The sequence below is a fragment of the Duganella sp. GW821-FHT01E12 genome (assembly GCF_059422325.1).
Window position 1 is genome coordinate 1 of the sequence record NZ_JBWKWR010000021.1, and the last position, 23,416, is coordinate 23,416.

Below are 23,416 nucleotides of genomic sequence, written 5' to 3' on the forward strand. Positions count from 1 at the left end.
AGGACCGTGAAACAACTCTGCGCCGATGATAGTGCTGCAACCAGTGTGAAAGTAGGTTATCGTCAGGCTAGTTATATGAAGAACCCCACCAAGTGATCTTGGTGGGGTTTTTCGCTTTCGGCGACAGTTTTTTGTCGTAAAAAGAGGCATATAAGATACAAGCTAGATTTTGATCTGAAGAAACGAAAGGTGTACCATGTACTCTTTCGTGCTTGCTCTATACCTCAATGAAAAATAAGACAGCCCAACCCTTGCTGTACCGTGTCCTGGCGTCCGCCGGCATCGTGGCAACCATCTTCGCGACCGCTCCCGTGCGCGCCGACGAGATGGCCGACGTCAGCAAACTGGCCAAAGCTGGCAAGGTTGTCGAAGCACTCAACAAGACCAATGAATATCTGAGCAAGCACCCGTCCGATCCGCAGATGCGTTTCATGAAGGGCGTGCTGCTGACCGAGCAAAACAAGTCGGAAGAGGCCATCGCCGTCTTCACCAAGCTGACCGAGGATTACAAAGATCTGCCGGAGCCTTACAACAACCTGGCCGTGCTGTACGCCGCCAGCGGCCAGTACGACAAGGCGCGCATATCGCTGGAAAAGGCGATACGCACCAATCCAAGCTATATGACGGCCTATGAAAACCTGGGCGATGTCTATGGCAAGATGGCCAGCCAGGCTTACGACAAGGCGCTGGCCTTGGGCGCGAACAACGCCCCGCCAGCCAAATCCAAGCTGACGTTGCTGCGCAACTTCTCCAGCAGCACAGGCGCCAAGTTCGCCGCGCCTGAGACCGCGGCGCCAACGCCTGCGCCGCAGGTGGCCCAAGCACCGGTGGCGCCGCGTGCCGCGGCCAACGCCACGCCACCGTTGATCTCGCAAATTCCGGCCGATTCCGGCAAGTCGACCACGCTGCAGCGCATACCGGCCTTGTCCGTCACGCCGCCTGCGCCGACACCTGCGCCGGCAGTCAAAATGGCCGCCGCGCCCGCGCCGGCGTCGGCTCCGGCCAAGCCGCCCGCACCTGCTCCCGCGCCGACTCCAACACCGGCGCCTGCCAAACCTGCGGCACCTATTCCGGCGCCGGTGCTGGCCAAGGTCGAACCGCCGAAGCCAACGCCGGTCCCTGTTCCTGCTCCGGTCAAAGCCGCGCCGGTCGTGGTCGCCCAGGCCGAACCACCCAAGCCCGTCAAGGCGGAGCCGCCGAAGCCGGCCAAGCATGAACCGGAAAAAGCCGCGAAACCGGACACCACCGACCGCGACGCCGTGCTGGCCCAGGTCCACGGCTGGGCCAAGGCCTGGACTGCGCAAAACGTCGATTCCTACCTCGGCTATTACAGCCAGGAGTTCGAACCGCCGAAAGGTTTGTCGCGCAAGGCATGGGCCGACGAGCGCCGCGCCCGCATTGAAGGCAAGGGCCGCATCCACGTCGAAGTGGGCGCGCCGGAAGTGGTCGTGAACGGCAATACCGCCAAAGTGACCTTCCGCCAGACTTATGAATCAGACCGTCTCACGGCCAGAAGCCGAAAGACGCTTGTGCTGGTCAAAAATGGTGGAAAATGGCAGATCAAGCAGGAAGCTTCGGGTAGCTGATGTCACACTTTAGATTTTCAAAACGCTGGCGTGCCAGTGGGTTGCTGTGCGCGGTACTTCTCAGTGTCTTGGGAGGTGAGGCCAGCTACGCCGCAAAAAAGCCGCCGCGGGCGCCGGTCGTCCGTAAAGCCAATCCCGAAGAGCTACTGTCCGATATCTACCGCGAGCTGGCCCAGCACAATCTGCGCGACGCCCAGCAAAAGGCCGATGCGCTGGTGGAGGCCTATCCCAACTTCCGCCTCGGCCACCTGGTGCGCGGCGACATCCTGCTGATGCATACCCGCGCGGTGAACGTGCTGGGCGCCGCCGTGCCGCCGGGCGAGGATTCCAAGCTGGCCGACCTGCGCCGCGAGGCCGCCGTGCGCATGCAGGCCGAACCTGGCCGTCCGTCGCCGGCGCTGCTGCCGCGCGCGCTGCTGCAGATGCGCAAGGACCAGCGGCACGCGCTGATCGTCGACGCCAAGCATTCGCGCCTCTACCTGTACGAGAACCGCAACGACCAGATCCGCCTGCTGTCCGACTTCTACGTCAGCCAGGGCAAGCTGGGCATCAACAAGCTCAAGGAAGGCGATATGCGCACGCCGGTGGGCGTGTACTACATCATCGGCCGCCTGCCGGGCGTGAAGCTGCCCGACATGTACGGCAAGGGCGCGCTGCCGCTCGACTATCCGAACGACTGGGACAAGGCGCAGGGCCGCAGCGGTTCCGGCATCTGGGTGCACGGGACGCCGCCGGAGACCTTCAGCCGTCCGCCGCTGTCGACCGACGGCTGTGTGGTGGTCAGCAACGACGACCTCAACACGCTGACCCGCACGGTGGAGATCGGCAAGACGCCGATCCTGATCGGCGACCAGGTGGAGTTCGTCAGCAAGGAGCAGATGGAGCGCGACCTGCGGGTGGCCAGCGCGCTGGTGGAATCGTGGCGGCGCGACGTCGAGAACCGCGACGATGCCGGCCTGCGCGCGCTGTATTCCCCGCGCTTCAAGTCGGCGGCCGACGAGGATGTGAATGCCTGGCTGGACAAGAACCGTTTCCTGCCCGGCGCCAAGAAGATCAGCGTGACCGTGACCGAGCCGAGCTACTTCCGCCAGCCCAGCCAGGAGGAAGTCATCGTCAGCAATTTCACGCAGCAGATCGTGGTCGGCAAGTTCCGTCACGCGGTGCGCAAGAAGCAGTACTGGGTCAAGGAAGGCAAGAGCTGGAAGATCGTCGCCGAGACGAACGTCTGAAAAGAAAAAGGCCCCGAAGGGCCTTGATCGATCAGAAGTGGTACGCCGCTTTGACTTCGAGGAAGTTCACGCCGGTGTTGGGCTTTTTGTAGCCGCCGTTCGAGAAGTGCTGGATCTTGCCGCCGATTTCCCAGTTGTTGTCGAATACGTAGCCGATGCCGATGTGGTCGCCGAACTGGAAGTGGGTCGACAGGCGATAGGTGTCGTTGTCGTACAGCTTGGACAGGCGGTGCACGCCGATGCCGCCTTCGTAGTACAGACCCTTCTTGTTGTCGTTCTCGAAGCGGAACACCGGCGTGAAGCCGACATCCCACAGGTGCGCGGTGTTGCCCGAAATATTCTGGTACTGGCTCTCTTTCCAGAAGCCGGCGCTGGCTTCCCAGTAGCCGCTCAGGTGCGTGCCGTTCGACTGGAACCAGCGCGCGCTCCAATCCTTGGCGGCGCTGAAGCGCACCATCTGCACCTTGGCGGCGTTGCCGTAGTCGATGGCGACGGAGTCGACCAGTTTGTCATCGGCGTAGGCGCCCTGCATCGCGACCAGTGCGGCGGCGGCTGCGATCAATTTTTTAGCGAACATAGTATCCTTGCATAGTTAGTGCTGTATCTCAATTTATACGGCTGCCCAGATTGTACCGGGGTTCTTGAAAATATTCCGGCGAGGCTGCTATTTTGACCATCTCAGGAGTTGGAATTGTCTACGCGAATCGCCTTTCTCGGTATTGGCTTGATGGGGGATCCGATGGTGCGCCGCCTGCTGGCGGCCGGCCACAAGGTCACGGTCTGGAACCGCACCTACGCCAAGGCCGCCGCGCTGGCCGATGCCGGCGCGCACGCGGTGCCCGAGCTGGCCGAGGCGGTGCGCGATGCCGGCATCGTCATCTCGATGCTGGAGGCCGGCCCGGTGGTCGGCGAGGTGATGCGCGCCGCGCTGCCGGCGCTGGCGCCGCGCGCGCTGTGGGTGGACATGAGCTCGACCCGTCAATCCGAGGCGCAGGAGTTCCACGCGCTGCTGGCCGCGCAGGGGCGGCGCTTTGTCGATGCGCCGGTGTCCGGCGGCGTGGGCGGCGCGGCGGCCGGCACCTTGGCCATCATGGCCGGCGGCAGCGCGGATGATTTCGCCGAGCTGGAGCCGGTGCTGGCCGTGATGGGCCGGCCGACGCTGGTGGGTCCGGCCGGCAGCGGCCAGGTGGCCAAGCTGTGCAATCAGTTGATTGTCGGCGCCACCATCAACATCGTGGCCGAGGCCTTGCTGCTGGCGCAGGCGGCCGGCGCCGATCCGGCCGCGATGCGGGCGGCGATCCGCGGCGGCTTCGCCGAAAGCAAAATTCTTGATGTACACGGCCAGCGCATGCTGGACCGGAACTTTGTCGCGGGCGGACAGGTGAAGACGCAATTGAAGGATCAGCGCAACATCCTGGCGGCGGCGCAAGCGGCCGGCATCACCTTGCCGGTGACGCAGCTGGTGACCGAGCGCTATCAGGCGCTGGCGGAGACCGTTCCGCAGGCAGACCATTCGGCGGCCCTGCTGGGGCTGGAGGCCTTGAATCCGGGACAGCGCGTCGGCACCGCCCCGGACAAACTGGCTTAAGCCGCCGGCAAGCTCATCTCAGCCAGCCGCACCCAGAAGCTGGCGCCGATCGGCAGCAGGTTGTCGTTGAAGTCGTAGCTGCCGTTGTGCAGCACGCACGGGCCGAGGCCGTGGCCGCCGTCGCGATGGTCGCCCTCGCCGTTGCCGATGAAGACGTAGCAGCCGGGCTTGGCCTGCAGGAAGAACGCGAAGTCTTCCGCGCCCATGGTCGGCTCGACGTTGTCGTCGACCTTGTCCGCGCCCACCACCGCCTTCATCACCTCGACCGCGAATTTGGTCTCGGCCGGATGGTTGACCAGCGGCGGATAATTGCGGCGGAATTTGAACTCCACCTCGGCGCCGAACGCGGCCGCCGTGTGCCGGGCGATCTCGCCCATGCGCTGCTCGATCATGTCCAGCACCGGCTGGGTGAAGGTGCGCACCGTGCCGACCAGTTCGGCGTCGTCGGGAATCACATTGGTGGCGCTGCCGGCGTGGATCTGCGTGATCGACAGCACGGCCGTGTCCAGCGGGCTCTTCTGGCGGCTGATGATGGTCTGCCAGCTCTGTGCGATCTGCACCGCCACCATCACCGGATCGATGCCCTTGTGCGGCTGGGCCGCGTGCGCGCCCTTGCCCTTGACCGTGACGTAAAACTCGTTACTGGACGCCATCATCGGCCCCTCGACCACGCTCATCGTGCCGGCCGGCGCGCCCGGCCAGTTGTGCATGCCGTAGATCGCGTCCATCGGGCATTGCTCGAACAGGCCGTCCTCGATCATGCGGCGCGCGCCGGCGCCGCCTTCCTCGGCCGGCTGGAAAATGAGGTAAACCGTTCCGTCGAAATTGCGGTGCTCGGCCAGGTGCTTGGCAGCTCCCAGCAGCATGGCGGTGTGGCCGTCGTGGCCGCAGGCGTGCATCTTGCCCGGATGGCGCGAGGCGTGGGCGAAGGTGTTCACTTCCTGCATCGGCAGCGCGTCCATGTCGGCGCGCAGGCCGATGGCACGCTGGGAACTGCCGTGCTTGATGATACCGACCACGCCCGTCAGGCCCAGGCCGCGGATCACCGGTATGCCCCATTCGCTCAGCTTGTCGGCGACGATGTCGGAGGTGCGTTGCTCTTCATAGCACAGCTCGGGATGGGCGTGCAGGTCGCGCCGGATTTGCTGTATTTCAGATTGAAATGCAATGATGGGATCAACTAGTTTCATCTGCTTCTCCAAGATCGGGTTCGCTTGCCTTTTGGGCATCGAGAACAGCCATTGTAGCCCTTGTCACGCGAACAAATCCAGAGTGGACGGTATCGATTACCATACTGCTTTCCGTCCACGTTTTTTGGATCCAAGACATGACAACGACACAAGTCCGCGCGGCCTGCCCGCACGATTGCCCCGACACCTGCGCGCTGCTGGTGACGGTGGAGGACGGCGTGGCCACCGCCGTCAAGGGCGACCCCGACCATCCGACCACGGCCGGCGTGCTGTGCACCAAGGTGGCGCGCTACACCGAGCGCACCTATCACGCGGATCGTCTGCTGCATCCGCTGCGACGGATCGGCAAGAAGGGCGAGGGCAAGTTCGAGCGCATCACTTGGGACGAGGCGCTCGACACCATCGCGGCCAGGCTCAAGCCGCTGGCCGAACGCGCACCGGAAGCGATCCTGCCGTACAGCTATTGCGGCACCATGGGGCTGGTGCAGGGCGAGTCGATGTCGGCGCGCTTCTTCAACCGCATCGGCGCCTCGCTGCTGGACCGCACCATCTGCGCGACGGCCGGCGCCACCGGCTACAAGTACACCATCGGCGCCTCGATCGGCATTGACCTGGAACAGTTCCAGAACGCGAAACTGATCGTGATATGGGGCGGCAATCCGATCGCCTCCAACCTGCACTTCTGGACCCGCGCGCAAGAGGCCAAGCGCAACGGCGCCAGGCTGATCGCCATCGATCCCTACCGCTCGCTGACGGCGGAGAAATGCCACCAGCACATCGCGCTGCTGCCAGGCACCGACGCCGCGCTGGCGCTGGGGCTGATGCATGTGCTGATCGCCGAAGACCTGCTGGACCACGACTACATCGCGCAGCACACGCTGGGCTTCGAGCAGCTGAAGCAGCGCGCGTCCGAGTGGACGCCGGAACGCACCGCCGAAACCTGCGGCATCAGCGTGGCCGAGGTGGTCGACCTGGCGCGCCTGTACGGCGGCATGGCGCGCGCCGGCGAGCCGGTGGCGATCCGCGCCAACTACGGCGTGCAGCGCGTGCGCGGCGGCGGCATGTCGGTGCGCAGCATCGCCTGTTTGCCGGCGCTGGTGGGCGCGTGGCGCCATCCGGCCGGCGGCATCCAGCTGTCGTCCGGCGGCTCCTTCCCGACCAACAAGGCGGCGCTGCAGCGGCCGGACCTGCTGACGAAGCAGCCCCGCACCATCAACATGACCACCATCGGCGACGACCTGCTGCGCGCGGCTTCGCCGGAGTTCGGGCCGGCGGTGGAGGCGGTGATCGTCTACAACGCCAACCCGCTGGCGATCGCGCCCGATTCGGGCAAGGTGATGGCCGGCTTCGCGCGCGAGGATTTGTTCACCGTGGTGCTGGAGCACTTCCAGACCGACACCGTGGACTATGCCGACATCGTGCTGCCGGCCACCACGCAACTGGAGCACATCGACACGCACACCGCCTACGGCCACCTGTACATGATGGCCAACAACGCGGCCATCGCGCCCATGGGCGAGGCCAAGGCCAACACCGAAATCTTCCGCCTGCTGGCCGCGCGCATGGGCTTTGACGACCCGTGCTTCCAGGACAGCGACGACCAGCTGGCGGCGATGGCCTTCAACGCGCAGGACGTGCGTGCGGTCAACTTCGATTGGGAATCGCTGAAGCGCAAGGGCTGGCAGAAGCTCAACGTGCCCGACGCGCCGTTCGCGCACGGCGGCTTCCCCACGCCGTCCGGCAAGTGCGAGTTCTATTCCGCCGCGATGGCGGCCGACGGACTCGATCCGCTGCCGGCCTATCTGCCGCCGTATGAATCGGTGGCCAGCAACCCGGAGCTGGCCAAGCGCTATCCGCTGGCGATGATTTCTCCGCCAGCGCGCAACTTCCTCAACTCCACATTCGTCAACGTGAAAAGCCTGCGTTCGGCGGAGGGCGAGCCGCACCTGGACATCCATCCCGACGACAGCGCCGCGCGCGGCATCAGCGACGGCGACATGGTGCGCATCTTCAACGACCGCGGCACCTTCATCGCCAAGGCGCGGGTCACGGACAAGGCGCGCGCGGGCCTTGTTGTAGGCTTGTCAGTGTGGTGGAAAAAGCTAGGCAGGGATGGTAAAAACGCCAATGAGGTTACCAGCCAACAGTTAACCGATATGGGCCGCGCACCAACTTTTTACGATACACTGGTACAAGTCGAAAGAGTCGCTGCTTGAAGGTAATGTATGCGCAACTTAGCCCGCCGAATCGTCCGCGCCAGGTACTGGCTGGCGGCGGGCTGCGCAGCACTCATGCTGGCTGGCTGCGCACAACTCAAGTACTACATGCAGGCCGCCCAGGGCCAGTATGCGTTGTGGTCGGACGCCCGTCCGATTGAAGACTGGCTGGGCGACCCCAGCACCGATCCCCAGCTCAAGGCCCGCCTCGAAAAAGCGTTGTTGATACGCCGCTTCGCCGTCAAGGAACTGGGCCTGCCCGACAACGCCAGCTACAAGAACTACGCCGCGCTCACGCGCCCCTTCGTGCTGTGGAACGTGGTGGCGACGCCGGAGCTGTCGCTGCGGCCGATCCAGTGGTGCTTCCCGATCGCCGGCTGCGTCAGCTATCGCGGCTACTACAGCAAGGAGGACGCGATGGCCTACGCCGACGAGCTGCGCAAGGAGGGCAACGACGTGCAGGTCGGCGGCGTGCCGGCCTATTCCACGTTGGGCTGGTTCAGCGATCCGCTGTTGTCGACCTTCATCAACTATTCCGACGCCGAGCTGGCGCGCATGGTGTTCCACGAACTGGCGCACCAGGTGGTGTACGTGCAGGGCGATTCCCAGTTCAATGAAGGTTTCGCCACGGCGGTGGAGGAGGCCGGCGTGGCGCGCTGGCTGGAACTGTACGGCACCGATCCGATGCGCGAGGCCTACGTCCGCTACAATGCGCGCCGCCAGGATTTCCTGGAGCTGTTGGTGCGTCACCGAAAAATGCTGGCCGATACCTATGCCGCCAAGACCAGCACCCGCCACAAGCGGGCGGAGAAGGCGCGCATCTTCGCCCACCTGAAAACCGACTATCAGAAGTTGAAGGACAGCTGGGGCGGCTATGCGGGCTACGACCGCTGGTTTGCCGAGCCGCTGACCAATGCCCACCTCAGCGCTGTGGGAACTTACCACGATTTTCTGCCCGCCTTCCGTTCTTTGCTGAAGCAGGAACGAACGTTCGTGCGTTTTTATGGTGCAGTGCAAAAAATAGCTTCTCTTGATCTGGTTCAACGCCAGCAGCAGCTGCAGCAACTGGGCCGCCCGGTAATGCTCAACGCGGAGGCCGCCAAGCAGCCGGACGCCCTGCCGGAAGGCACGCATTGATGCTGCAATGCAGCATAAAAAGCCGTTAGAAGCCGCATTCAAATATGGTTAAATGCGCTTGCGTCTGAGCTTGCTGCCCGATAGCATCGTGATAAGTAGGCTCCGAAAATTCGCATATACGAATCACCGACCCTGAACCGGCACTGTGCGCCGGACCTTACAACGATAATTCGAGACACGAGGCACAGGATGGAAAAAATCTGGTTGAAGTCGTACCCGCCCGGCATGCTGACGGAGATAGACACGAGCCAATACCGCTCGCTGGTGCAGCTGCTGGAAGAGTCCTTCCACAAGTTCGCAGACCGCAACGCCTACGTCTGCATGGATAAATTCCTCACCTATGCCGAAGTCGACGCCTGCTCCAAGCGCCTGGGCGCCTGGCTGCAAAGCCGCGGCATGAAGAAGGGCGCGCGCGTCGGCGTGATGATGCCCAACGTGCTGCAGTATCCGATCGCCATCGCCGCCATCCTGCGCGCCGGCTACACCGTGGTCAACATCAACCCGCTGTACACGCCGCGCGAACTGGAGCACCAGCTCAACGACTCGGGCTGCGAGGCCATCCTGATCCTGGAAAATTTCGCGACCACGCTGGAGCAGGTGCTGGGCCGCACGCAGGTCAAGCACATCGTGGTGGCCAGCATGGGCGAGATGCTCGGCGGCCTCAAGGGCGCGCTGGTCAATTTCGTGGTGCGCAGCGTCAAGAAGATGGTGCCGCCGTTCTCGCTGCCGAACGCGGTGCGCTTCAAGGATGCGCTGTCGCAGGGCGGCCGCATGAAGCTCACGCCGGTGTCGCTGGAACCCACCGATCCGGCCTTCCTGCAGTACACAGGCGGCACCACCGGCGTGTCCAAGGGCGCCACGCTGACGCACCGCAACCTGGTGGCCAACCTGCTGCAGAACGAGGCGTGGTCCAAGCCGGCGCTGGGCAATGTGACCGAGCAGATCACCATCGTCTGCGCGCTGCCGCTGTACCACATCTTCGCGCTGACCTGCTGCGCCATGTGGGGCACGCGCGTGGGCGCGCTGAACATCCTGATCCCGAATCCGCGCGACATCGGCGGCTTCATCAAGGAGCTCGGCAAGTACAAGTTCAACATGCTGCCGGCGGTGAACACGCTGTACAACGCGCTGCTGAACCACCCGTCGTTCGGCCACCTGGACTTTTCGGGTCTGAAGATCTGCAACGGCGGCGGCATGGCGGTGCAGCAGGCCGTCAACGATAAATGGCTGAAGGTGACGGGCGTGTCCATCATCGAAGGCTATGGCCTGTCTGAAACGTCGCCGGTGGCTACCTGCAACCGCGCCGACAGCACGGCCTTCACCGGCACCATCGGTTTGCCGGTGCCGTCGACCGACATCGCTATCCTCGATGACGACGGCAACCCCGTGGCGCTGGGCCAGCCGGGCGAGATCGCGATCCGCGGCCCGCAGGTGATGGCGGGCTACTGGAACCGGCCGGACGAAACCGCCAAGGTCATGACGGCCGACGGCTATTTCAAATCCGGCGACGTCGGCGTGATGGACGAGAACGGCTACGTGAAGATCGTCGACCGCAAGAAGGACATGATCCTGGTGTCCGGCTTCAACGTCTACCCGAACGAGCTGGAGGGCGTGATCGCGGCGCATCCGGGCGTGCTCGAATGCGCCTGCATCGGCGTGCCGGACGAGCACTCGGGCGAGGCGGTCAAGGTGTTCGTGGTGCGCAGGGATCCGAACCTGACGGTCGAGCAGTTGATGGCCTATTGCAAAGAACAATTTACCGGCTATAAAAAGCCAAAATATATCGAGTTCCGCGAGGAGCTACCCAAAACCAACGTCGGGAAAATCCTGCGGCGCATGCTGCGCGACGAACCACCCGGCCAGAACAAGAAAGCTGCATAAGACATGGAAAAGATTTGGCTCAAGTCCTACCCCGAAGGCGTGCCCGCCGAGATCGACAGCACGCAGTACCGCTCGGTCACCCACCTGCTGGAGGAATCGTTCCGCAAGTATGCCGACCGCAACGCCTACGTCTGCATGGACAAGTTCCTCACCTACGGCGAGCTCGACAAGCTGTCGCTGCAGATGGGCGCCTGGCTGCAAAGCAAGGGCCTGAAGCCGGGCGCGCGCGTGGCGATCATGCTGCCGAACGTGCTGCAGTATCCGGTGGCGATGGCGGCCATCCTGCGCGCCGGCTACACGGTGGTCAACGTCAACCCGCTGTACACGCCGCGCGAGTTGCAGCACCAGCTGACGGACTCCGGTTCGGAAGCGATCATCGTGCTGGAGAACTTCGCCACCACGGTGGAGCAGGTGGTCGCGCACACCCAGGTCAAGCACGTGATCGTCGCCACCATGGGCGACATGCTGGGCACGCTCAAGGGCGCGCTGGTCAACTTCGTGGTCCGCAACGTCAAGAAGATGGTGCCGTCGTACTCGCTGCCGAACTCGGTCTCGTTCAAGCAGGTGCTGGCGGAAGGCTCGCGCCTGGCGCTGGATCCGGTCAAGCAGGGGCATGACGACATCGCCTTCCTGCAATACACGGGCGGCACCACCGGCGTGTCCAAGGGCGCCGTGCTGCTGCACCGTAACATCATCGCCAACGTGCTGCAGAACGAAGCCTGGCTGCAATTCAAGCCGCAGGCCGAGCAGCTGGTGTTCGTGTGCGCGCTGCCGCTGTACCACATCTACTCGCTGACCATCAGCGCCTTCATGGGCATGCGCATGGGCGGCATGAACCTGCTGGTGCCGAACCCGCGCGACATTCCCGGCTTCGTCAAGGAGCTGGCCAAGTACCGCGTGGCCGTGTTCCCCGCCGTGAACACGCTGTACAACGCGCTGCTCAACAACGCCGAATTCGCCAAGCTGGACTTCTCCTCGTACTCGGTTTGCAACGGCGGCGGCATGGCCGTGCAACAAGCCGTGGCCGACCGCTGGCTCAAGCTGACCGGCACGCCGATCATCGAAGGCTACGGCATGTCGGAGACGTCGCCGGTGGCCACCGCCAACCGGGTCGACATCAAGGAGTTCACCGGCACCATCGGCCTGCCGATCCCGTCGACCGAAGTGTGCATCCTGGACGACGACGGCAACGTGCTGCCGCTGGGCGGCACCGGCGAGATCGCCATCCGCGGCCCGCAGGTGATGGCCGGCTACTGGAACCGTCCGGAAGAGACCGCCAAGTCGATGACGCCGGACGGCTTCTTCAAGACCGGCGACGTCGGCATCATGAACGAGCAGGGTTTCACGCGCATCGTCGACCGCAAGAAGGACATGATCATCGTGTCCGGCTTCAACGTGTACCCGAACGAAGTGGAAGGCGTGGTGGCCTCGCATCCGGGCGTGCTGGAAGTAGCGTGCATCGGCGTGCCGGACAAGAACTCCGGCGAAGCGGTCAAGCTGTTCGTGGTGCGCAAGGACCCGAACCTGACCGCCGAGCAGCTGCTGGACTTCTGCAAGCACGAGCTGACCGCTTACAAAAAGCCGAAGTACATCGAGTTCCGTGATGAGCTGCCGAAGACCAACGTCGGCAAGATCCTGCGCCGTCAGCTGCGCGACGAAAAAGTCGCAGCGTAACCGAAAAAAATCGCCTGCTGAGACAGGCGATTTTTTTTGCTAGTGGTGTTCGAAATGCGGTCCCTTCCTGATGCAGGCGAGCCGCTTGTCTTTCATGGCGGCGGCCAGCCGCTGCCGCACTTCACGATCGTGGTCGACATACCCTTCGACGTTGGCCTTGCGGGCGCAATCGGCCCAGTGCTGGTCGTCGACGTCCTGCAGCCTCTCAAACTCGGCCAGTGACAGCACGACCACCGGGTCGCGGTCGGCTTGTTCCACAACTATCGTCTGCGTCAGAGCCTGGTGCAAATAGCTATCGAGCTCCTGCGCGATTTCGCTCTCGGTGACTTTCAACATGTAGCGCCTCCATACGGTGATGGTCTAGCCAGTATAGGCGGTGCCAGCCCCGATTCAAGCGCTAACCAGTCCGGGCCGGCCGTCGCGCACCAGGAAGCTGGCGATGGTCTTGACGGGGCTGGCCGCGTCGCGGACGTCGTCCAGCGCCAGGAACAAGGTGGTGGTGTCGGACGGCGTGATGCTGAGCAGCATGAAGCCGCGCTTGTCGCTGCGCCCGTACTTGAGGCTGTGGTTCATGGCGACATACTGCTCGGTGCGCGCCTGCGGGCGCGACGGCGAGGTCACCGAGGTGCCGACGAACTCGGTGGCGATGACGGGATTGCCCGCCGAACGCGGGCGCGTGGGGACGCGGTTGAGCTCGGCCGCGAAGAAGCTGTGGACGTCGCCGCCCAGGATCAGCGGGTTGCTGGCCTTGCTGGCGTGCAGCGCGTCGAACAGGCGCTGGCGCGCGGCCGGGTAGCCGTCCCAGCCGTCGGTCCAGAAGCGACCGTCGGATTCGTTGACGATGGGCAGCTGGCTGTTCTGCGCCATCAACGTTTGCTGCGCCAGGATGTTCCAGCGCGCCGGCGACGACGCCAGCCCTTGCTCCAGCCAGCGCTGCTGTTCGGCGCCCAGCATGGTGCGGCCGGGATCGGCCAGCTCGGCGCACTCGCGCCGCGTCACGGAATTGGAGCCGCCCCGTCCGGCGGGCGCGCAGGCGTGGTGCGAGCGGTACTGGCGGTCGTCCAGCACATGGAAGCGCGCCAGCCGGCCCCAGTCATAGCGCTGGTACATGCGCAGATGCGCGAAGTCGGCCGGCGGCAGGCGCAGCGGCATGTGCTCGTAGAAGGCCTGGTAGGCCGCCGCGCGGCGCTCGGGGAAGTGCGGGTCCAGCCGCTCGTCGCGGTCGCTGCCGTAGTCGTTGGCGACTTCGTGGTCATCCCAGGTCACGATCCACGGCGCGGCGAGATGCGCGGCCTGCAGGTCGCGGTCGGTCTTGTACTGGGCGTAGCGGGCGCGGTAGTCGGCCAGCGAGAAGCTCTCAGCGGTGCGCAGCGCCGTTTGCGGATGCGCCAGCTGGTACGGGCCCCATTCGTAGATGTAGTCGCCCAGGAAGGCCACCAGGTCGGGCGCTGCGGCCGCGATGTGGCGGTGCGCGGCGTAGCTGCCGAACTCCCAGTGCTGGCACGAGGCCACGGCCAGTTTCAGCTGGTCCGGCATGGCGCCGGCGGCGGGCGCGGTGCGGGTGCGGCCGACCGGACTGACGGCGTCACCCAGCATGAAGCGGTACCAGTACCAGCGCGCCGGCGCCAGGCCGGTGACATCGACGTGCACGCTGTGCGCCAGCTCCGGCGCAGCGCTGGCCGTGCCCTTGGCGACGACGCGGCTGAAGCGCTCGTCCTCGGCCATCTCCCAGCGCACGCTGAAGGCCAGCTGCGGCGTGGCCGCCGCGTTGAGCGGATCGTGCAGGATGCGGGTCCAGATGACGACGGCGTCCGGCAGCGGCGAACCGGAGGCCACGCCCAGGCTGAACGGATAGGCCTTGCTGGCGCTGGATGGCGCGGCATGGGCGCCGCAGCCGGCGGCCAGCGCGGCGAGGCGGCTGGCGGTGAGCAGGAATGCGCGGCGAGGCTGGTGCATGCCGCGCCGGATCAGGAGCGGATCAGCGTTTCGATAGGCGGCACCTTGCGCGGCTTGCGGTCGGAGTCGGTGGCGACGTAGGTCAGCGTGGCCTCGGTGACCTTGACGGTGCAGGCCTGCAGGCGGTTGCGCTCCGCGTACACCTCGACGTTGACTGTAATGGACGTATTGCCAACCTTGACAATATCAGCATAAAACGACAACAGGTCGCCCACGAACACCGGGTTCTTGAACACGAAGGAGTTCACCGAGATGGTCGCGACGCGGCCGTTGGCGCGGCGGGTGGCCGGCAGCGAGCCGGCGATGTCGACCTGCGCCATGATCCAGCCGCCGAACACGTCGCCGTAGACGTTGGCATCCGACGGCGCCGGCATCATGCGCAATTCCGGCATTTTCCCCGCTGGCAGGCCGCGGTTGACGGTTTCGACTTTGATGGTGGGGGGATTTTCGGGGGAGGTCATCGTGAATTCTCTTGAAGGGCTACAATTACCGGGATTGAACCATAAAAAGCCGACATCCGCCATGCGCCGTTACCCGAACTCCCCGCCCGATCCCGCCAACAACGCCAGCACCGCCGCCCAGCGCAGCGACGCGGCGACGCTGAAAACACTCTTCCCTTACCTGTGGGTCTACAAATGGCGCGTGCTGCTGGCGCTGGGCTGCCTGGTCGGCGCCAAGCTGGCCAACGTCGGCGTGCCGGTGGTGATGAAGCGCCTGATCGACAGCCTGACCATTTCGCCCACGCACCCGCAGGCGATGCTGGTGCTGCCGCTGGGGGCGCTGGTGGTCTACGGCGTGCTGCGCGTGTCGACCACCTTCTTCACCGAGCTGCGCGAGTTTCTGTTCGCGCGCGTCACGCAGCGCGCGGTGCGCACCATCGCACTGCAGGTGTTCCGCCATCTGCATGCGCTGTCGCTGCGCTTCCATCTGAACCGCCAGACCGGCGGCATGACGCGCGATATCGAACGCGGCACGCGCGCGGTCGGCTCGCTGATCAGCTACACCCTGTTCAACATCCTGCCGACGCTGGTGGAGATCACGCTGGTGCTGGGCTACCTCGTCACACACTACGACATCTGGTTCTCGGTGATCACCTTCGTCGCGCTGGTGACCTACATCTCGTTCACCATCTTCATCACCGACTGGCGCACGCACTTCCGCCGCACCATGAACGAGCTGGATTCCAAGGCCAACACCAAGGCCATCGATTCGCTGATCAACTACGAGACCGTCAAATACTTCGGCAACGAGGACTACGAGGCGAAGCGCTACGACGAGGGCTTGCAGCGTTACGAATCGGCCGCCGTCAAATCGCAGACGTCGCTGTCGCTGCTGAACACCGGGCAGTCGCTGATCATCGCCACCGCCGTCACGCTGATCCTGTGGCGCGCCACGCAGGGCGTCATCGACGGCAAGATGACGCTGGGCGACCTGGTGCTGGTGAACGCTTTCATGATCCAGCTGTACATCCCGCTCAACTTCCTCGGCGTGATCTACCGCGAGATCAAGCAAAGCCTGGCCGACATGGAGAAGCTGTTCGCGCTGCTGGACCAGAACCGCGAAGTGGCCGACGCGCCCGACGCGCAACCGCTGGTCACGCACGGCGCGCAGGTGCGCTTCAACCACGTCGACTTCAGCTACGAATCCAAGCGCCAGATCCTGTTCGACGTGGACTTCACCATCGCGCCAGGCACCACGACGGCGGTGGTGGGCCACAGCGGCTCGGGCAAGTCGACCTTGTCGCGATTGCTGTTCCGCTTCTATGAGGTCAACGCCGGCGGCATCACCATCGACGGCCAGGATCTGCGCTCGGTCACGCAGGACACGCTGCGCCACGCGATCGGCATCGTGCCGCAGGATACGGTGCTGTTCAACGACACCATCGAATACAACATCGCCTACGGCCAGCCCGGCGCGACGAAGGAACAGATCGTGGCGGCGGCGCGCGCGGCGTCGATCCACGACTTCATCGACAGTCTGCCGGACGGCTACGCGACCATGGTCGGCGAGCGTGGCCTCAAACTCTCCGGCGGCGAGAAGCAGCGCGTGGCCATCGCCCGCACGCTGCTGAAGAATCCCGCCATCCTGATCTTCGACGAGGCCACCTCCGCGCTGGATTCCAAGGCCGAGCAGGCGATCCAGGCGCAGTTGAAGGAAATCGCCAAGAGCCGCACGACGATGGTGATTGCGCACCGCCTGTCCACGGTGGCGGACGCGCAGCAGATCCTGGTGCTGGACCACGGCCGCATCGTCGAACGCGGCACGCACCAGTCGCTGCTGGCGGCGGACGGTTTGTACGCGCAGATGTGGCAACGGCAGCAGGCCAAGGCCGATGAAGAATTGGCGTCGTCGCCCGACGACGTCGTGGATGAAGTCTCTAACTAAGGAAGCGACTATGAAGTCTCGATTTGTGTTGGGTGCGGTAACTGTCTTGATGGCTTGTGTGCAGAGCGCGCACGCCGATCCCACGGAGCAGAAGTTCCGCGCCCTTTACAAGGAGCTGGTCGAAACCAATACCACGCTGTCGTCGGGCAGCTGCACGCTGGCCGCCGAACGCGTCGCCGCGCGATTGAAGACGGCGGGCTTCGCCGATTCGCAGCTGCACCTGTTCGCCGATCCGGCGCATCCGAAGGAGGGCGGGCTGGTGGCCGTGATGCCGGGCAGTGATCCGAAGGCGAAAGCCATCCTGCTGCTGGCGCACATCGACGTGGTCGAGGCCAAGCGCGAGGACTGGGTGCGCGATCCATTCACGCTGATCGAGGAAGACGGCAAGTTTTACGCGCGCGGCGCGCTGGACGACAAGGCGCAGGCGGCCATCTGGGCCGACACGCTGGTGCGCTTCAAGACCGAGGGCTACGTGCCGCGCCACACGCTGAAGATGGCGCTGACCTGCGGCGAGGAGACCGGCGGCGCCTTCAACGGCGCCGAGTGGCTGACCAAGAATCGCCGGGAGTTGATCGACGCCGGCTTCGCCATCAACGAAGGCGCGGGCGGCGAGCTTGATGCGGCGGGCAGGCGCGTGTCGATGACGGTGCAGGCGGGCGAGAAGGTGTCGCAGAACTACCGGCTGGAAGTGACCAATCGTGGCGGCCACAGTTCGCGTCCGCAGAAGGACAACGCGATCTACCACCTGGCCGGCGCGCTGAAGAAGATCGAAGGCTATACCTTCCCGATCCAGCTGGCCGATGGCAGCCGTGGCTACCTGAAGGGCATGTCGAAGATCCAGTCGGACGAAGGCCATAAGGACGTGGCGGCGGCGATGCTGGCCGTGGTGAAGAATCCCAGCGATGCCAAGGCGGTGGCGTTGATCTCTGAGCGCAACACCAGCTGGGGCGCGATGCTGCACACGACCTGCGTGGCGACCATGCTTGACGCGGGCCATGCCACCAACGCGCTGCCGCAGCGCGCACGCGCCAACATCAACTGCCGTATCTTCCCCGGCGTGACGCAGGAGGCGGTGCGCGAGGCGCTGGTCAAGGCCATCGGCGATCCGGCGGTGAAGGTGGAGACGCTGGAGATCCGTGGCGAGAACTCGGCGCCGCCTGAACTGACGCGCGCCATCATGGAGCCGGTCGAGAAGCTGACCGCGAAGATGTGGCCCGGCGTGCCGGTGCTGCCCATCCTGCAATCGGGCGCCACCGACGGCCAGTTCCTCAACGCGGCCGGCATTCCGACCTACGGCATCAGCGGCATCTTCCTGACGCCGGACCTGGGCAACATCCACGGCCTGAACGAATACATCGGCGTGCAGTCGCTGATGGAGGGCCGCAGCTTCCTGTACGACCTGGTGAAGATCTACGCCGGCCAGAACTAGGTTAGTGCGCGGTAGCGGAAATCGCGCATGCGTACAGCGCCCTCGCCGGCGCTGTAGACGCCCGGCTTGAGGCTGAGGAAGCCGCCGAACACGTTGTGGTGCATGCCCGACACCTCCATCTGCCACGGATGCTGGACCCAGTCGCCGGCCCCGAGCGCATACCAGAAGGTGACGATGTTGCGGTCGTTGCGCACGCGGATGCGCACCGTGGACACGGCCATCTTCTCGCGCATCCAGCTTTGCTCCTGGCCGTAGTGGTAGGTCCGCATGTGGGTGGCGCTGAAGCCGATGCCGACGAACATGCGCTCGTTGTAGTGCAGCAGCAGGCCGCCATGGCCTGCGCCTGAAATGTCGAGCGTGACGGTGGCTTCGTAACTGCGGTCGCCGGCCATGCAGGTGAGCGGTGAGCAGTCGGCCGGCGATGCGCCCTTGCCGGCGATGGTCAGGCTGCCGGCTTCACGGCGCACGCGCCGCATCTCGTCCGGACCCGGATTGAAAAAGCTCCACTGCATGCCGAAGCGGTCCTGCGTGAAGTCGTCGGACCAGGCGTGGCCGTGCGGGACTGCGCTGCCTTTCTTCGGCATCGGCAGCGGCGATGACAGGTCGCCGCCCTTGGCCTTGAACCAGCCGTCGCTGGTCCATTCGATCGGCTCCAGCAAGGTCTGGCGGCCCAGCGTGCGGTAGCCGTTCTCGTAGCCGTGGTAGACCATCCACCAGTCGCCGGCGGGGCCTTCGACCAGCGTGGCGTGGCCGCGCGACCACCACATCTCGCTGTCGCTGCGGGTGCGCACCAGCGGATTGTGCGGGCAGTTCTCCCACGGCCCGTGGATGGAGCGCGAGCGGGCGGCGATCACCATGTGGCTGGTCGGCGGGCCGGAGGTGCCGCCGACCGCCAGCACCAGGTAGTACCAGCCGTTGCGGCGCAACAGCTTCGGTCCTTCGGGCGCGAACATCTCCACCACCCAGTCGGACGGATAGCGCCACGGCTCGTAGACTTTTTCGAGCGTGCCGACCGTCGCCAGGCCGTCGTCGGTCAGGCCGATGCGGCGCACGCCGTTGACGAACAGGTAGCGCTTGCCGTCCTCGCCGACCGCGTGGCCGGGATCGATGGCGTCGATGTGCAGGTCGACCGGGTCGCTCCACGGGCCGCGGATGTTGTCGGCCCAGATGACGTAGATGCTGCCCTCAGCCGGGATGTAGATGAAGTAGCGGCCGTTGTGCTTGACGAGGTCCATCGCCCACACGCTGCCGATAGGTTTGGTGAGTGCGGCGACGATGGGTTCCCAGTTCACCAGGTCGCGCGAATGCCAGATGACGGCGCCGGGGTAGGACAGGAAGGACGAAAACGTCATGTAGTAATCGTCGCCGTCCTTGAGGATGGTGGGATCGGGATGGTCGCCGGACAGGATGGGATTGAGGTAGGTGCCGTTGCCCAGGTCGGCCTTGCGCTGGCCTTCGACGCCGCGCCCCCATTTCGGGCCCGCCGCGTGGGTCAGTTGTGGCACGATCGACGCGCCGGCCAATATCGTCTTGAGCGCCGTGCGGCGGGATGAGGTCATGCGGTCTCCATCGATGCAAAATTATGCGTTGATGGTGCATGAGCGTCCGGCCGGGCGCAATTGCAAATCTCACCAAACCGCGTAACGATTCAGCGTAGCCGAAAAAGTGACGTTTGCTTGCTGTGAGGCCGCGCATGGCACGTCATGCGATCTGCCATAATGAGCGTCGAGTCTTGCAAACAAGGAGAAGTCGATGAAAGATGGTTTGATGCTATTGATTGCCGGCTTGGTTTGCGCAGCTGGTGCGGCGTTATTCTTCAGATTTTTTGGCAATGAGGCGTTCAGCATCCTCACACTGGTGATGCTGGTGTGCGTCCTTGCGGACAACGCGCGATTGCGGCGCAGATTGCGTGAGATGGGCGCCAAGCCAGAGGGCAAGCGCACCTGGCTGTGACGAAAAAAAAGCCACCTCACTGAGCGAGGTGGCTTTCTTCCATTTGCCAGCGTTGCTTACGCGGCTTTGACTAGCTCGACATCGCCGGGAGCGGCCAGTTCGCCCTCCCACTTGGCGACCACCGCGGTGGCCACGCCGTTGCCGATGACGTTGGTCGCGGAGCGCGCCATGTCGAGGAAGTGGTCGATGCCCAGCAACAGCAGCATGCCCGCCTCCGGAATGTTGAACTGGCCCAGCGTCGCGGCGATCACCACCAGCGAGGCGCGCGGCACGCCGGCCATGCCCTTGGAGGTCAGCATCAGCACCATCATCATCGACATCTGCTGGCCCAGCGACATCTCGATGCCGTAGGCCTGCGCGATGAACACGGTGGCGAAGGTGCAGTACATCATCGAGCCGTCCAGGTTGAACGAGTAGCCGATCGGCAGCACGAAGGCAGCCAGGCGGTTGCGCACACCGAAGCGCTCCAGGCCTTCCAGCGTTTTAGGATAGGCCGCCTCGCTCGACGCGGTCGAGAAGGCCAGCAGCGCAGGGCTGCGCAGTTCCTTCATCAGGCCGAAGATGCGGCCCTTCAGGAAGACGAAGCCGATGAAGATCAGCAGAGTCCACAGCAGCGCGATGCCGAGGTAGAACTCGGCCATGAACACGCCGTAGGTCGACAGCACGCCCAGGCCGCTCTTGGCGATCACGCCCGACACCGCCGCGAACACGGCGATCGGCGCGAACTGCATCACGTAGCCGGTGACCTTGAGCATCACGTGGGCCACGCCGTCCAGCGCGCTGACCATGACGTTGGCCTTCTCGCCGACCGCCGCGGCGGCCGAACCGAAGAACAGCGAGAAGATCACGATCTGCAGGATCTCGTTCTTGCTCATGCCTTCGACGATGGAGGCCGGCACCAGGTGGGTGACGAATTCCTTCAGCGTCAGGCCGGACACCACCAGGTCGGACTTGGCGGTGGTGGCGGCCATGTGACCCAGCAGCGCGTCGCCGGGGCGGAACAGGTTGACCAGCACCAGGCCCAGGCTCAGCGACATCACCGAGGCGATGAAGAACCAGCCCAGCGTTTTGATGCCGATGCGGCCCACCTCGGAAGCGTCGCCCATCTTGGCGATGCCGCAGACCAGCGTCGAGAACACCAGCGGCGCGATGATCATCTTGATCAGGCGAAGGAACAGCGTGGTGATCAGCGACATGTAGTCGGCGAATTCGGTCGGCTTGGCCAGGTTGATGTTGGCCAGGTAACCGGCGAAGATACCCAGCGCCAGTCCGACGAGGATGTAGGTGGTCAATCGGCTTTGTTTATGCATGTTATGAGCTTCCTGTGGTAGTGTCTCTCTGGGCCTGCGCAGAGGGCGGGGTGTCCGCCGCTGCTGGTGTTCTGCATTGGCTGCAACCGGTATTTTATGGTCCGGCTGATGAAACTATGGGCAAGTTCCGCAGTATCCTTGTGGGCAGAGGCGCTGTCAAGCGCATGTAGAGCCGTACCCACGTGGGTTCGGACAGGCTATTTTATTCAGCGTGTATATGATTGAAATCAATAACGTCAGCAAGTGGTATGGCCAATTCCAGGTGCTGGCAGAGTGCACCACCAGCGTGGCGAAGGGCGATGTGATGGTGATTTGCGGGCCCTCCGGCTCCGGCAAATCGACGCTGATCAAGACGGTCAACGGGCTGGAACCGTTCCAGCAGGGGCGAATTACCGTCGACCGCGTCTCGGTCGGCGACAAAAACACCGATTTGCCGGCCTTGCGGGCGCGCATCGGCATGGTTTTCCAGAATTTCGAGCTGTTCCCCCACTTATCGGTGCGCGACAACCTGAACCTGGCCCAGGTCAAGGTGCTGGGCCGCAGCGTGGACGAGGCGACCGCGCGCGGCCAGCGCTACCTGGACCGGGTCGGCCTGCTGGCGCAGCAGGACAAATTCCCCAGCCAGCTCTCCGGCGGCCAGCAGCAGCGCGTGGCCATCGCCAGGGCGCTGTCGATGGACCCGATCGCCATGCTGTTCGACGAGCCCACCTCCGCGCTGGACCCGGAAATGGTCAACGAGGTGCTGGACGTGATGGTCGGCCTGGCGCAGGAGGGCATGACCATGATGGTGGTGACCCACGAGATGGGTTTTGCGAAGAAGGTGGCCAACCGCGTGCTGTTCATGGACCAGGGCCGCATCCTGGAGGATTGCGCCAAGGACGAATTCTTCGGCGCCCCCCGCTCGGAACGGGCGCGCGATTTTCTCGCCCGAATTATTCACTAATGAATATTCTCAAGCGCAGGCGCGCGCCTACAGGGGCGCGGAGTACCCCCTCAGGCTGGCTTGCACGAAATCGATGAACAGCCGCACCCGCGACGGGATCAGGCGCGATTCGATGATCGCATACACGGGTATCGGCGCGAAATCCCATTCCGGCAGCACGCGTTGCAACTGGCCGCGTTCCAGTTCCTCCAGCGCTTCGGGACCGGCGGAAATCGCGATGCCCATGCCCAATGCCGCCATCTTCCTGCACATGCTGACGTTGTTGGCGGTGTAACGCCCGCCGACGTTGACGGTGACCGTCTTCTTTCGCGAAGTGAGCGTCCACTGCGCCTTGCCGCCGCCGGGGAACTGGATCATGCACTGGTGCCTGGCCAGGTCGTCGGGATGTTTCAGCGGCGGCGCGCCGCGCAGATAGGCCGGCGATGCAAACAGATAGCGTGGCAACAGGCCGACCTGCCGGGCGATCAGCGTGGACGGCGTCGGCGGCGGTGTGCCCATGCGGATCGCGCAATCGAAGCCGTCGGTCACCAGGTCGACGCGGCGCGGCGTCAGGTCCATTTCAAAATCGATCTGCGGATACTGTTCGCCGAAGGCCTTCAGCGACGGCGCCAGGTAGGAGATCGCCAGGTCCACCGGCATCGATACCCGCAACGTGCCGCTGGGGCGTTCGGCCAGTTCCTGCAGCGATTCGTGCGCGATGCGCGCTTCCGCGACGATGCTTTCGCAGCGGCGGAAGTACGCCTGGCCGGCCTCGGTCAGCTCGACCTTGCGGGTCGATCGGTGGAACAGGCGCACGCCGATGTCCCTCTCCAGCTCCGAGATGCGGCGCGACAGCGTGGAATTGGGCATGTCCAGCGTCTCGGCCGCGCGCCTGAACCCTCTGGCGTTGGCGACCGCCACGAATAGTTCCATGCTCGATAAGAGTGACATTTCGATTGC

General features: G+C 64.4%; 19 protein-coding genes. 11 read left to right on the forward strand and 8 right to left on the reverse strand.

Translation table 11 applies throughout. From position 1 onward, the window contains the following. Positions 1-227 precede the first annotated feature (227 nt). Both AC07WS_RS29850 and AC07WS_RS29855 read left to right on the forward strand, forming a co-directional pair. The gene (locus AC07WS_RS29850) at positions 228-1,586 is read left to right on the forward strand and encodes a L,D-transpeptidase Cds6 family protein (protein WP_494732556.1); all 1,359 of its coding nucleotides are present in this window, start codon (positions 228-230) and stop codon (positions 1,584-1,586) included. A 68-nt stretch (positions 1,587-1,654) separates the two neighbouring features. Then, positions 1,655-2,815 (forward strand): L,D-transpeptidase family protein, encoded by a 1,161-nt coding sequence (locus AC07WS_RS29855; protein ID WP_494732557.1) that lies wholly within the window; start codon positions 1,655-1,657, stop codon positions 2,813-2,815. Between the two features lie 31 nt (positions 2,816-2,846). Here the strand turns inward: AC07WS_RS29855 and AC07WS_RS29860 are convergent, their stop codons facing one another. Beyond that, positions 2,847-3,392, reverse strand: a complete 546-nt coding sequence (locus tag AC07WS_RS29860; protein ID WP_494732558.1) for an acyloxyacyl hydrolase — start codon at positions 3,390-3,392, stop codon at positions 2,847-2,849. A gap of 114 nt (positions 3,393-3,506) precedes the next feature. Between AC07WS_RS29860 and AC07WS_RS29865 the strand changes: the two genes are divergently transcribed. Beyond that, entirely contained in the window at positions 3,507-4,403 is an 897-nt protein-coding gene (locus AC07WS_RS29865) for an NAD(P)-dependent oxidoreductase (protein ID WP_494732559.1), read from the forward strand. Here AC07WS_RS29865 and AC07WS_RS29870 read toward each other — a convergent pair. Further along, positions 4,400-5,593, reverse strand: coding sequence for a M20 aminoacylase family protein (locus AC07WS_RS29870; protein WP_494732560.1), 1,194 nt, complete (start codon positions 5,591-5,593; stop codon positions 4,400-4,402). The genes AC07WS_RS29865 and AC07WS_RS29870 overlap by 4 nt on opposite strands. A 137-nt stretch (positions 5,594-5,730) precedes the next feature. Here AC07WS_RS29870 and AC07WS_RS29875 point away from each other — a divergent pair, with 137 nt between their 5' ends. The 4 genes from AC07WS_RS29875 (at position 5,731) to AC07WS_RS29890 (ending at position 12,501) form a co-directional block, all read left to right on the forward strand. Further along, a complete protein-coding gene (locus tag AC07WS_RS29875) occupies positions 5,731-7,809 on the forward strand; it encodes a molybdopterin-containing oxidoreductase family protein (RefSeq protein WP_494732561.1) in 2,079 nt (692 codons plus the stop codon). 9 nt (positions 7,810-7,818) lie between these two features. Continuing rightward, a complete protein-coding gene (locus AC07WS_RS29880; RefSeq protein ID WP_494732562.1) occupies positions 7,819-8,946 on the forward strand; it encodes an aminopeptidase in 1,128 nt (375 codons plus the stop codon). Positions 8,947-9,135: 189 nt separating this feature from the next. Then, positions 9,136-10,827 carry a long-chain-fatty-acid--CoA ligase gene (locus tag AC07WS_RS29885; RefSeq protein WP_494732563.1) on the forward strand — a complete coding sequence of 564 codons (1,692 nt, stop codon included), beginning with the start codon at positions 9,136-9,138 and terminating at the stop codon, positions 10,825-10,827. Between the two features lie 3 nt (positions 10,828-10,830). Further along, on the forward strand, positions 10,831-12,501 hold the full coding sequence (locus AC07WS_RS29890; protein ID WP_494732564.1) for a long-chain-fatty-acid--CoA ligase: 1,671 nt from the start codon (positions 10,831-10,833) through the stop codon (positions 12,499-12,501). Between the two features lie 39 nt (positions 12,502-12,540). Here AC07WS_RS29890 and AC07WS_RS29895 read toward each other — a convergent pair whose 3' ends face one another. The 3 genes from AC07WS_RS29895 to AC07WS_RS29905 are packed head-to-tail and all read right to left on the reverse strand — an operon-like array spanning position 12,541 to position 14,918. Next, positions 12,541-12,837 carry a hypothetical protein gene (locus tag AC07WS_RS29895; protein ID WP_494732565.1) on the reverse strand — a complete coding sequence of 99 codons (297 nt, stop codon included), beginning with the start codon at positions 12,835-12,837 and terminating at the stop codon, positions 12,541-12,543. Positions 12,838-12,891: 54 nt separating this feature from the next. Continuing rightward, positions 12,892-14,457 carry an alkaline phosphatase D family protein gene (locus AC07WS_RS29900; protein WP_494732566.1) on the reverse strand — a complete coding sequence of 522 codons (1,566 nt, stop codon included), beginning with the start codon at positions 14,455-14,457 and terminating at the stop codon, positions 12,892-12,894. 11 nt (positions 14,458-14,468) lie between these two features. Further along, positions 14,469-14,918 (reverse strand): acyl-CoA thioesterase, encoded by a 450-nt coding sequence (locus AC07WS_RS29905; RefSeq protein WP_494732567.1) that lies wholly within the window; start codon positions 14,916-14,918, stop codon positions 14,469-14,471. A gap of 61 nt (positions 14,919-14,979) precedes the next feature. Here AC07WS_RS29905 and AC07WS_RS29910 point away from each other — a divergent pair, with 61 nt between their 5' ends. After that, positions 14,980-16,842, forward strand: a complete 1,863-nt coding sequence (locus AC07WS_RS29910) for an ABCB family ABC transporter ATP-binding protein/permease (RefSeq protein WP_494732568.1) — start codon at positions 14,980-14,982, stop codon at positions 16,840-16,842. A gap of 10 nt (positions 16,843-16,852) precedes the next feature. Then, positions 16,853-18,271: a M20/M25/M40 family metallo-hydrolase gene (locus tag AC07WS_RS29915; RefSeq protein ID WP_494732569.1), complete on the forward strand. Its 1,419-nt coding sequence runs from the start codon at positions 16,853-16,855 to the stop codon at positions 18,269-18,271. Here the strand turns inward: AC07WS_RS29915 and AC07WS_RS29920 are convergent. Continuing rightward, the gene (locus AC07WS_RS29920; protein WP_494732570.1) at positions 18,268-19,830 is read right to left on the reverse strand and encodes a family 43 glycosylhydrolase; all 1,563 of its coding nucleotides are present in this window, start codon (positions 19,828-19,830) and stop codon (positions 18,268-18,270) included. The genes AC07WS_RS29915 and AC07WS_RS29920 overlap by 4 nt on opposite strands. A 193-nt stretch (positions 19,831-20,023) precedes the next feature. Here AC07WS_RS29920 and AC07WS_RS29925 point away from each other — a divergent pair, with 193 nt between their 5' ends. Then, positions 20,024-20,224: a hypothetical protein gene (locus AC07WS_RS29925; protein WP_176363687.1), complete on the forward strand. Its 201-nt coding sequence runs from the start codon at positions 20,024-20,026 to the stop codon at positions 20,222-20,224. 56 nt (positions 20,225-20,280) lie between these two features. On the opposite strand, the gene AC07WS_RS29930 is transcribed toward AC07WS_RS29925, so the two are convergent. Further along, positions 20,281-21,534, reverse strand: coding sequence for a dicarboxylate/amino acid:cation symporter (locus AC07WS_RS29930; protein ID WP_494732571.1), 1,254 nt, complete (start codon positions 21,532-21,534; stop codon positions 20,281-20,283). A gap of 217 nt (positions 21,535-21,751) precedes the next feature. On the opposite strand from AC07WS_RS29930, the gene AC07WS_RS29935 reads away from it, so the two are divergent. Then, the gene (locus AC07WS_RS29935; RefSeq protein ID WP_494732572.1) at positions 21,752-22,477 is read left to right on the forward strand and encodes an amino acid ABC transporter ATP-binding protein; all 726 of its coding nucleotides are present in this window, start codon (positions 21,752-21,754) and stop codon (positions 22,475-22,477) included. Between the two features lie 27 nt (positions 22,478-22,504). On the opposite strand, the gene AC07WS_RS29940 is transcribed toward AC07WS_RS29935, so the two are convergent. Further along, complete coding sequence (locus AC07WS_RS29940) at positions 22,505-23,407, reverse strand: LysR family transcriptional regulator (RefSeq protein WP_494732573.1); 903 nt, start codon at positions 23,405-23,407, stop codon at positions 22,505-22,507. Positions 23,408-23,416: the final 9 nt, after the last annotated feature.